Here is a 10,070-nt window from a genome sequence, read left to right on the forward strand (position 1 = left end):
TTCCGGAGGGGATGACAGGCAGGCGGAACCCTCGGCTCCGCCCCACGCCCTCACACCCCACCGGGGTGGACCCCCCCCCCCCCCCTCCCCCCCCCCCCCCCCCCCCCCCCCCGCCCGGGTTTCGGAGACGGCGGTCAGCGGCAGCGAGCAGTGGCAGCGATCAGCGACGGCGGAACAGCCCGCGCCGCTTCGCCGGGGGCGGCGGCGGGGGCGGGGGCGGGTCGAGCAGCGTCGTGACGGCGTGCAGGAAGGGCCGGGCCTGGGCGGTCATGCCCGTCCGGTGCAGCCGGTGGCGGCCCTCCCCCTCCCACTCGCCCAGCACCGCCCCGCGCTCGCCCGTGATCGGGTCGATCCCGTACTCCAGGGTGAAGAAGCGCTGCGCCGAGCCGTCGCCCGGCCAGGCCAGCACCACCGCGAAGGCCTCGGTCGCCGCCCGTGGCCTCGGCAGCACGACCAGGAGCAGCCGGTGCTGCCCGACCTGGACGAACCCGCCCTGGAGGCCCTCCGGCGCCACCCGCTGCTCCGCGGGCAGGCTCGCGCCGTACTCCTCCCACAGCCGCAGCAGTTCGGCGTCGATCCGCTTCCCCGGCACCGACCCCAGGTGGGTCTGCGAGGGCAGCACCCGGTGCGCGAAGCGGTAGTGGTGCCGGCGCGGCGCGGGCAGGTCCCCCTCCCCCTCGGCCAGCCGGGTGACGGCGGCGATCACCTCGTCCGCGTGCACGAGCTCCAGCAGTCCGCCCTCGGCCACCCGGGTGAGCGGGGTCAGCTCCCCGTCGCGCCACCAGTAGGTGTGCACGGACAGCGGCGCGCTGGACGCGTCGTACTCCCGGGCGGCCCTCTCGATCAACACCTCCAGCACGCCCGGGACTTGGAGGTCGAACGGCGCGAACAGCAGCCGGAACGGCGTGGGGAACGCCACCACCGCGCCGTCCGGGGGCAGTTCCCGGCCCGTGACCTCGCGGTGGACGGCGTCCAGGGCGAGGACCCGGCTCCCCGTCAGCGCCGAGTCCCCGGTGACGACGTGGAGGCCGCCGCCCTGCCCGGTCGGCAGCACCTCGTGCTGCTCGACGGGCAGCCGGGCGAGCCGCGCCCGCGCGGCCTCCCGCAACCGCGGCACCACCCCCAGTTCGGTGACCGCCTCCGAGGTCAGCACCTGCCAGCCGACGGGCGACTCCAGGGCGAGGAACTCCAGTACTCCCGGGGCGACTTCGAGCGCGTGCGGGTGCCGCGCGGACTCGGCCAGCGACGCGGCGTCCAGCAGCAGCGGATAGAGCCGGGCGGTCACCTCCTCCGGCGAGCCGCCGCCCGCCCCCGGGCCCCGCACGGCGGCGACCAGTTCCCGGACGTGGGCCCGGACCAGCTCCGGCAGCGGGACGTCCGCCCGCCGACCCACCAGGTCGAGCAGCCCGCCGAGCCCGTAGTCGCGCCCCTGGGCGTCCCGGGCGACGTCCCCGTGCAGGGTGACCTCGCACCCCGACGCCGCGAACGCCGCCCGCACCAGCGCGGCCAGCTCCGGCTCCAGCTCCTGCCGTGCCATCGTCCCCTCCCCACTCACGCTCCACCCCCGCCCCTTCGGGGACGCCACCAGCCCCCTGCCCGGTTGCCGTGCCCCGGACACCTCTGGCGGAGCGGCGTGGTGGGCCGGTCAGGCCCGGGGCTGGACGCCGAGGTCGGCGAGCAGGCCGCGGCCGCCGCCTCGTCCTGGTCGAGCACCCATCAGTTGCAGATTCGACATGCGTCTATGTTGACAGCCATCTATACAAGTGCCAATCTCGCCCATATCGACACCTGTCGAATCAAGACCACGGACCGGGGAGACCCACCATGTCCCGCGTACAACTCGCCCTCCGCGTCGCCGACCTCGACGGCTCCGTCGCCTTCTACTCCCGCCTCTTCGGCGTCGAACCCGCCAAGCGCCGGCCCGGCTACGCGAACTTCGCCGTCACCGACCCGCCGCTCAAGCTCGTCCTCCTCCAGGGCGAGGCCGGCACCCCGACCCGCCTGGACCACCTCGGCGTCGAGGTCGGGACCACCGAGGAGGTCAGCGCCGCCACCGCCCGCCTCCGGGACGCCGGCCTGGCCACCTTCGAGGAGATCGGCACCGCCTGCTGCTACGCCCTCCAGGACAAGGTCTGGGTCCACGGCCCCGGCCGGGAACCCTGGGAGGTCTACGTCGTCAAGGCCGACGCCGACACCCTCGGCAGGAACACCGACGGCACCCCTGGCGACGACAGCTCCACGGCCGCCTGCTGCACCGAACCGGCGCCCGCCGGCGCGGGGTGCGCCTGCGGCTGACCGCCACAGCCACGGACGCGCTACCCGGGCTGTGCGCCGAGGTCGGCCACCAACCGGGTCGCGAGGCGCTCGGAGGAGGCCGGGTTCTGGCCGGTGTAGAGGTTGCGGTCGACCACCACGAAGGGGCGCAGCGGCACCAGGCCCTTGACGTACCGGGCGCCGTTCTCGCGCAGGCGGTCCTCGACCAGCCAGGCGGCCTTCCAGCCGAAGGGGTTGAGCCGCTCCTCCAGGTTGGAGAGGGCCGTCATCCGGTAGCCCGCGAACGGCCAGGAGCCGTCCGCGTCCTCGGCGGCCAGTGCGGCGGCCGGGGCGTGGCAGAGCAGGGCCAGCGGCTTGCCGGAGTGCAGTACCCGGGTGAGCAGGGCACCGGAGACCGGGTCGACCGCCAGGTCCTCCATCGGACCGTGGCCGCCCGGGTAGAACACCAGGTCGTACTCGTCGGGGTCGACCTCCGCCAGGGTGGCCGGGCTGTTCAGCCGGTCCTCGATCGACTCCAGGTAGCGGGCCACCGCGCGCAGCCGGGCGGGGCGGCCGGCGGTGAAGGACATGCTCAGGCGGTCGAGCGTCGGGGGCCTTCCGCCCGGCGTGCCGACGGTGATGTCCCACCCGGCCCGGGTGAAGACCCGGTGCGGCACCGCCAGTTCCTCGCCCCAGTAGCCCGAGGGGTGGGCCGTTCCGTCCTTCAACGTCCAGCGGTCCGCCGCGGACACGACGCACAGGACCTGCATCTTCGCCATCGCGCCCTCCCGGGAGCTCGTCGTTCCGGCTGCCACGTCCACCCCGCCGGGGTCGACGTTACGGCGCGGGCGCCGGACCGGCGACCCGCCGGGGTCGGGGGTCACCGCTGCGCGGCGCGGGCCGTGGGCAGCCAGGTGCGGTAGCGGCGCAGGGCCTGGCGCTGCTGGAGCTGCTCGGCGAGGAGGGCGACGGCGGGGTGGGTGCCGGGCCTCGGGGCGCGGCCGCGGGCGAGGCGGCGGAGCTGGTGGCGGACCTGGGCCATGGTGGCGGCCGAGGCCAGGGCCTTGTCGGACCAGGTGACCGGTCGTATCCCGCGGTCGGCCTCGCGCCCGGCGGCCCAGCGGTCGGGCAGGTCGGGGGTGACGGCGAGGGCGGTGCCGATGCCGACGACCTCGACGCCGCCGGCCAGGGCCCGTTCGGCGGTCTCGCGCCGGGTGATGCCGCCGGTGAGCATCAGCGGGAGCGGGCTGGTGGTGACCAACTCCTCCGCGAGGTCGAGGAAGTAGGCCTCGCGGGCGCGGGTGCGGTCGTCGGCGGGGCGGCCGGTCATGGCGGGGCTCTCGTAGCTGCCGCCGGAGAGTTCGACCAGGTCGACGCCGAGCGGTGCGAGCATCGCGATCACCTGCCGGGCGTCGTCGGCATCGAAGCCGCCGCGCTGGAAGTCGGCGGAGTTGAGCTTGACGGCAACGGCGAAGGCGGGCGGGACGGCGGCCCGCACGGCGCGGACGACGTCCAGCAGCATCCGGGCCCGGTTCTCCAGGGATCCGCCCCAGGCGTCGGTGCGCCGGTTGACCAGGGGCGACAGGAACTGCGACAGCAGGTAGCCGTGCGCGGCGTGGATCTCCACGCCGTCGAACCCGGCCCGGGCGGCGCGCGCGGCCGTGGTCGCGAACCGCTCGACGGTCGCGCCGATCTGCTCGGGGGTCATCGCGGTGGGGCGGCCGAAGCGGCCGCTGTGCCGGCCCAGGTCGACGCCCACCGCGGACGGGCCCCACACCACGCCGGGCATGTCGGCGGCGACCTGGCGGCCGGGGTGGTTGATCTGCATCCAGACCGCCCCGCCGCCGGACTTGGCGGCCTCGGCCCAGGCGGTGAACGGCTCCAGCGGCGCGGCCTCGTCGAGCACGACGCCGCCCGGGCCGGTCAGTGCCTCGGCGTGGACCATGACGTTGCCGGTGATCAGCAGGCCGGTGCCGCCGGCGGCCCAGCGCCGGTACAGCTCCAGCATCCGCCGGTCGGGCAGTTGGCCGTCGCCGGCCATGTTCTCCTCCATCGCCGCCTTGGCGATCCGGTTGCGCAGAACAGCCCCCGAGCGCAGGTTCAGGGGCGAGAACAGCTCGCTGGCCATTCGGGTCTCCTCTCCTCGATGTCTCCGTCGACTAGGATGTGTACAGCGCTCACATTAGGCGAGAAATGTGAGCGGTGCATACATCAGGGAGGGTGACCCATGCCACAGCCGACGACCGGCTCGTACCACCACGGCGACCTGCGCGCCGCCTGCCTGCGCGCCGCGCGGGAACTGCTGGAGGAGGACGGCGGCTCCGGCCTGTCCCTGCGGGCGGTCGCCCGGCGGGCCGGCGTCTCGGCGACCGCCCCCTACCGTCACTTCGCCGACCGCGAGGCCCTGGTCTCCGCCGTCGCCTCGGAGGGCTACCTCGAACTCGCCGCCGCCCTCACCGCGGCCCACCCCGCGCCCGCGACGCCCGACGAGCTCGCCGCCGTCGCCGTCGCCTACGTGCGCTTCGCCCTGGACCGCCCCGCGCTGTTCCGGGCGATGTTCGCCGAGCCCTGCGACCCGGCCAACGAGGAACGGGCCGCCGCGACGGCCGCCGTCCGCCAGTACGTCCACGGCATCGTCCACGGCGTGTTCCCCGGCGCCGACCCGGAGGCGCTGTCCACCGCGGTGTGGGCGCTGGTCCACGGCCTGGCCTTCCTGCACCTGGACGGCAAGCTCGACGCCGCCTCCCCCGAGGCGGTCTCCGCCCAGGTCACGGCGGCCGTCCTGGCGGCCTTCGCCGTCGCACCGACGAAGGCCTAGGGTCCGTCAACGTGCCGTCAAAGGGAACGTCCGCCCGCCTCCCGTACCCGCCGGCTCCGGCCGCCGGTCAGCGGGCCGCCGTGGGCGGGGTCAGCCGCAGGGCGGCCAGGTCCGGCGGTACGGCGGCGCCGGAGTCGGAGCCCGGGCGGAAGAACGGGGCGGACTCACCGTCCGTTGCGGTGGCGGGCGCGTCGGTGAGCCGGAACCGCTCCCGCAGCCGGCCGTAGAAGTCGGTGGGCCGGAGGCGGATCAGCCGCACCCGCTGCGGGGCGCGGTAGACGCCGATCCAGTCCCCCGGGTCGAGGACGCCGCGCAGCTGGCCGTCGATGCTGACCGCCGCCCGGCCGGAGTGCGGCAGGACGCGCAGCGCGACCGGCTCGTCGGGGGCCGCGACCACGGTGCGGTTGAAGGTCATGTGGGCGGCGATCGGGGTGAACACGACCGCGTCCATGTGCGGGGAGAGCACCGGGCCGCCGGCCGCGAAGCTGTAGGCGGTCGAACCGGTGGGCGTGGCGACCACGAACGCGTCGGCCGAGTATGCGGCCAGCAGCCGGCCCGAGATGTAGACCCCGGCGCTGACCTGGTGGTCCCGGGCGAGCTTCTCCACCACCACGTCGTTGAGCGCGTTGACGTCCAGCGCCAGGCCCCAGCCGTCTCCGGCGCCGTCGCCGGGCCGCACCGACGGGGGTGGCAGGGGCGCGGGGCCCCGCCCGTAGCAGAGGAAGGCCTCCATCTCGGCGGGCATCCCCGGCGGCCTGGAGGCCCGCATGGTCAACGTCATCCGTTCCTCCACCGGGGCGTTCCCGGCGTGGACGGCGTCCAGGCCGGCGGCGAGGTCGCGGACCGGCACCTCGGTGAGGAAGCCGACGCTGCCCAGGTCGACGCCGAGCACGCTGGCCCCGGTCTTCACCGCGATCCGGGCCCCGCGCAGGAAGGTCCCGTCCCCGCCCAGGGTGACCACCAGGTCCGGGTCACCGGCCGCGCGGGCCTCCTCACGGCCGGAGCGGCGCCGGTGCTCCGGCGTCCAGACGTCGATCTCGGTGCAGCGGACGCCCTGTGCCGCGCACGGCACGCGCGGCCTCCCGGGCGGCCTCGCGGCCCTGGTGGACGACCAGACCGAGTCGGTGCACGGGCATGGCGGAGGACCTCGTCTCGTCGCCGGGGTACGGCGGCCCGGCCCGCTCGGATGCGGTGGAGCCGCGCCTTCCTACCGGCCCATCGTGGCGCCTCGCCGCCCGATCGGCTCGCCGGACGGCGGGGTGCCTGGCACGGGCGCCCACTGGCCGGGAAGCCCCGAGGCCGTCCTGCCAGCCGGCCGGGACCGGGCCGGGGACCGGGCAGGAGAACCTACGAGACCGGGGCTCAGCCGCCGTAGCGCCGCTGCCTGGCGGCGAAGCTGCGTACGGCGCGCAGGAAGTCGACCTCGCGGAACGCGGGCCAGTAGGCCTCGCAGAAGTACAGCTCCGAGTAGGCGCTCTGCCAGAGCAGGAAGTTCGACAGCCGTTGTTCGCCGCTGGTACGGATGACCAGGTCGGGGTCGGGTTGGCCGGCGGTGTACAGGTGCGGGGCGATGTCGTCGACGGTCAGGGCGTCCGCGGCCTCGGTCAGTGACACGCCCGCTTCGGCTCGCGCGTACATCAGGTCGCGCACGGCGTCGACGACCTCCTGGCGGCCGCCGTAGCCGATGGCCAGGGTGACGTGAGCGCCGGTGGTGCAGGTCCGGGTGGCCTCGACGGCCTCCTTGAGGGCGCGGGCGGTGCTGTCGGGCAGGGCGTCGGTCATTCCGGCGAGGTGGACCTGCCAGCGGGCGTCCGGGCGGGTGAGGCGATCGACGACCACCTGCTCGATCAGCCGCATCAGGTAGGCGACTTCGGTGTCGCCGCGGCGCTGGAGGTTCTCGGTCGAGCAGACGAAGACGGTGATGTGCTTGATCCCCAGGACCTCGCACCACGAGAGCACCTCCTCGACGTGCTCGGCGCCCACCTTGTGGCCGAGGCTCGGGTTGGCCATGCCCATCTGCCGGGCCCAGCGGCGGTTGCCGTCCATGATCAGCCCGACATGCCGGGGCAGTGGGCCCGCCATCACCTCGCGGCGCAGGCGGCGGGTGTAGAGCGAGCGGAGCAGGTCGGGCATGGGCACCGTCCAAGTGGGATGGGAGCGGCCCGCCGGTTCGGGCGGGCCCTGGGCAGGCGGGTGTCGCGTGGCTCACCCGGCCGACGGCAGGTCGCGCAGGTCGCGCAGGGTGCCCGCGCACACCGCCGTCAGCAGCAGCAGACCCACGCCGATGCCGACGCCGAGCGGGTGGAATCCGGCACCGGTGAGCGAGAGTCCGAGGATGGTCGCGCCGCCGGTGGCACTGGCGCCGGCGAGGGTCCACACACCGGCCCGGAGGCGGTCGGTGCCGGGGGGCACGACGGCATCCGCGCCGACGCCGGTGAAGATGCGGGGGATCTGGATCGCGCCGAGGCCGAGGGAGATCCACCAGGCCGCGAGTACGGCGGTGCGCAGGGTGGGCGGTGAGGCGTCCGCGTCGACGCCGCCGTGCACCAGGACCACCACCGTGGTGCCGAGGAGCGTCGGTACGGCGAGGCGACGGAGCGCCCAGCCGAGCAAGGTGACCGTGGCGCGCAGCGTGGGCCGGGGCCGGGGTGCGACGAGGGCGACGCCGAGCAGCAGCAGGGCGGTGCAGCCGTGCGTGACCTGCTCCCGGACGGCGTCGGCGGGCAGCGGGCCGGCCTGTTCGGCGGCCAGGTGGCTCAGGAACCAGGCGGCGAGGGCGACCGTGATGCCCATGGTGGCCACCCGTCGCTGGCGCTGGGCCGGGGAGTCGGCGGGCCAGTGGGCCGGGTGCAGCCACATGTCCACGATGCCCGCGATCAGGTTGGGCCAGGACTTCCAGCCCGCGCCCCGGGCCTCGTCCTCCACCATCGAGCCCCAGCGCTCGCGAAAGGCGTCCGGGTAGAGCCTGACCAGGCTGCGGGTGACGACGCTCATGCCCGCTCCTCGGTTCGCTCGCTGCGCCTGCTCATGCCGGGTTCACCCCCAGGCGCCGCAGTCCCGCGTTCGCGACCCGGGCCATGGCGCGCAGTTCGCGTTCCAGGACCTCGCGGCCGAGGGAGGTCAGCCGCACGGGACGCTGGCGGCCCTGCCCGTCGAGCGGCTCGATCAGCCGCTTCGACTCCAGCCTGGCCAGCGCCCCGTACAGGCTGCCGGGGCCCAGCCGCTCCCCGGTCAGCTCCTCGATCGCCGTGTTGATGGCGTATCCGTGCAGCGGCCCGTCGGCCAGCGCGCAGAGCACCAGCGTCTGGGCATCGTTGGCTTGCATGTCGCTCCTTTCGATCTGACGGAGCACCATACTACGTGCCACGAAGTACGCGCCACGTAGTACGCGATGTGTACTATCGCCGCCATGCGACATGACTTGACGATCGATCAGCTGGACGTCGGACACCCTGCTCGGCCCGCCGCGGCCGCGGCGCTGTCGACGTCCGCCGCCGGCGCCGCCGCCTTCACGCTGTTCGCCTACCTGACGACGCAGGTTCGCCCGGTGCGGGCGGGCAGTCCCTGGCAGGGCGATCCGTACGACGCGGTGGTGACCTTCACCATGTTCTTCGTCCCCCTGCTCGGGGCGCTCGGCGCGGCTAGGGCGCTGCTGTGCCGCCGCGACCGACCACTGCCGCACTACCGGATCGAGCAGGTACTTCGGGCCGGGCTGGTCTGCACGCTGCTCGTCGCCGCCACGCTCGCCACCGACTGGGCGGCGGTGGCCGCGCGGGCGGACCGCGCGTCCTGGGACGGCGACACCCCCTGGCTGATCGCGTCACTGCTGCCGCTCACCGGGGTGACGGCCGGGAACCTGCTGCTGCACCGCCGGGCGATCCGACGGCTACCGAAGCCGGTGCGCGGGGCCGAGGACACGGGCGGGACCGAGGACACGGGCGGGGACTGGCTGGACGACCTCGCACCCCTCGCGACTCTCCTCGCCGACCCCCGCTCCCGCACCTGGCGCGCGCTCGCCGCGCTCATCGGCCGCGCCAAGGTGCTCGACTTCGTGCGCCTCCGGTTCACCCTGCTCGCCGCCGCAGCCGCCGTCGCCGCCGGCCTGTTGGTCGCCACGGGAATGGCTTCCGGCGAGGGCTGGCCAGGGGTACTGCTCTTCACCGTGGAGACCGCGGTCTTCGCGGGCGGCACCTTCGCCTTTGTGATGATCTGCAACAGCGTCCTGCGGTTCGCCGCGCCTCCTCCCGCGTCGACAACGAGCCGGGCCGCCCGGATCGCGGCCACCGCAGGCGCGTTGACGCTGCCGGTCGCACTGGCACTGCGGGACACCGCCTGGCAGCTGCTCGGGCTCGGCGACCAGGTCGACTCCATCGGACAGTGGGCGGCCGCCACCCTCGCATTCGCGCTACTGACGGGCGGGCTCACCTTCGGTGCGACTGCGACCGCAATCAGGAAGTGACAGCCGGAGGCATCGGTCGATTGCCGGAGCCCTGCGACCTACCGCCGCCCACAGCGCGCTTCCTGGCGCACCTCGCGCAACGCGCTGCTCTCCCGCAGGGGACTCGCGACCAATACGTCACAGTGAACCTGGAGACGTGGCGAGTGCTCAACGGCGACGTCCTTCCCTTCGACGAGCCTGCCGCTCGCCGCTTCGTGGAAGCCTCCTTCGACCGGACCGCCAACCACAGCGCGGCCCTCAACCACGATCTGGCAGGACGTCACATGACCGAGGACCGCCTCGCGCCGCTGTCCTCGATCAAGGCCCCGACACTGGTCGTGCACGGCACGGAGGATCCCCTGCGCCCGCTACCGCACGGCCGTGCCCTCGCCGAGGAAATCCCCCGTTCCCGATTCCAGCCGATTTCCGGCATGGGGCACACACTGTTCTCCCCTGGACTTCCCCAGCAGATCGGCGAAATCATTCGCGAGCACACCGCATAGAAGGCGGAACGTCGAACGGATGCCCGCCGGTGGGTTTCCCCAATACCGTCCGACCGCA

At 74.4% G+C, this 10,070-nt stretch carries 10 protein-coding genes and 1 pseudogene; 4 read left to right on the plus strand and 7 right to left on the minus strand.

Annotated features, from left to right (window positions below):
• Positions 1 to 160: 160 nt before the first annotated feature.
• Positions 161 to 1,537, minus strand: coding sequence for a hypothetical protein (locus tag ACZ4W5_RS26225; RefSeq protein WP_465657277.1), 1,377 nt, complete (start codon positions 1,535 to 1,537; stop codon positions 161 to 163).
• 287 nt (positions 1,538 to 1,824) lie between these two features.
• On the opposite strand from ACZ4W5_RS26225, the gene ACZ4W5_RS26230 reads away from it, so the two are divergent.
• Positions 1,825 to 2,295 carry an ArsI/CadI family heavy metal resistance metalloenzyme gene (locus ACZ4W5_RS26230; RefSeq protein WP_465657278.1) on the plus strand — a complete coding sequence of 157 codons (471 nt, stop codon included), beginning with the start codon at positions 1,825 to 1,827 and terminating at the stop codon, positions 2,293 to 2,295.
• A 20-nt stretch (positions 2,296 to 2,315) separates the two neighbouring features.
• Here the strand turns inward: ACZ4W5_RS26230 and ACZ4W5_RS26235 are convergent, their stop codons facing one another.
• Both ACZ4W5_RS26235 and ACZ4W5_RS26240 read right to left on the minus strand, forming a co-directional pair.
• Positions 2,316 to 3,032 carry a type 1 glutamine amidotransferase domain-containing protein gene (locus tag ACZ4W5_RS26235; RefSeq protein ID WP_465657280.1) on the minus strand — a complete coding sequence of 239 codons (717 nt, stop codon included), beginning with the start codon at positions 3,030 to 3,032 and terminating at the stop codon, positions 2,316 to 2,318.
• A 101-nt stretch (positions 3,033 to 3,133) separates the two neighbouring features.
• The gene (locus ACZ4W5_RS26240) at positions 3,134 to 4,381 is read right to left on the minus strand and encodes an NADH:flavin oxidoreductase/NADH oxidase family protein (RefSeq protein ID WP_465657281.1); all 1,248 of its coding nucleotides are present in this window, start codon (positions 4,379 to 4,381) and stop codon (positions 3,134 to 3,136) included.
• A gap of 99 nt (positions 4,382 to 4,480) precedes the next feature.
• Between ACZ4W5_RS26240 and ACZ4W5_RS26245 the strand changes: the two genes are divergently transcribed.
• Complete coding sequence (locus ACZ4W5_RS26245; RefSeq protein WP_465657283.1) at positions 4,481 to 5,071, plus strand: TetR/AcrR family transcriptional regulator; 591 nt, start codon at positions 4,481 to 4,483, stop codon at positions 5,069 to 5,071.
• Positions 5,072 to 5,138: 67 nt separating this feature from the next.
• Here the strand turns inward: ACZ4W5_RS26245 and ACZ4W5_RS26250 are convergent.
• From ACZ4W5_RS26250 to ACZ4W5_RS26265, 4 genes and pseudogenes are all read right to left on the minus strand, one after another.
• A pseudogene (locus ACZ4W5_RS26250) lies at positions 5,139 to 6,207 on the minus strand (NAD(+)/NADH kinase).
• Between the two features lie 226 nt (positions 6,208 to 6,433).
• Complete coding sequence (gene uppS / locus ACZ4W5_RS26255; RefSeq protein WP_465657284.1) at positions 6,434 to 7,210, minus strand: polyprenyl diphosphate synthase; 777 nt, start codon at positions 7,208 to 7,210, stop codon at positions 6,434 to 6,436.
• 66 nt (positions 7,211 to 7,276) lie between these two features.
• Positions 7,277 to 8,065 (minus strand): hypothetical protein, encoded by a 789-nt coding sequence (locus tag ACZ4W5_RS26260; protein WP_360232836.1) that lies wholly within the window; start codon positions 8,063 to 8,065, stop codon positions 7,277 to 7,279.
• A 31-nt stretch (positions 8,066 to 8,096) separates the two neighbouring features.
• Positions 8,097 to 8,396, minus strand: a complete 300-nt coding sequence (locus tag ACZ4W5_RS26265) for a PadR family transcriptional regulator (protein WP_402476142.1) — start codon at positions 8,394 to 8,396, stop codon at positions 8,097 to 8,099.
• An 84-nt stretch (positions 8,397 to 8,480) separates the two neighbouring features.
• Here ACZ4W5_RS26265 and ACZ4W5_RS26270 point away from each other — a divergent pair, with 84 nt between their 5' ends.
• Together ACZ4W5_RS26270 and ACZ4W5_RS26275 are read left to right on the plus strand one after the other, a co-directional pair.
• Positions 8,481 to 9,530 carry a hypothetical protein gene (locus ACZ4W5_RS26270; protein WP_465657286.1) on the plus strand — a complete coding sequence of 350 codons (1,050 nt, stop codon included), beginning with the start codon at positions 8,481 to 8,483 and terminating at the stop codon, positions 9,528 to 9,530.
• 122 nt (positions 9,531 to 9,652) lie between these two features.
• On the plus strand, positions 9,653 to 10,012 hold the full coding sequence (locus ACZ4W5_RS26275; RefSeq protein ID WP_465657287.1) for an alpha/beta fold hydrolase: 360 nt from the start codon (positions 9,653 to 9,655) through the stop codon (positions 10,010 to 10,012).
• Positions 10,013 to 10,070: the final 58 nt, after the last annotated feature.

The organism is Kitasatospora sp. NPDC029367 (assembly GCF_055569135.1).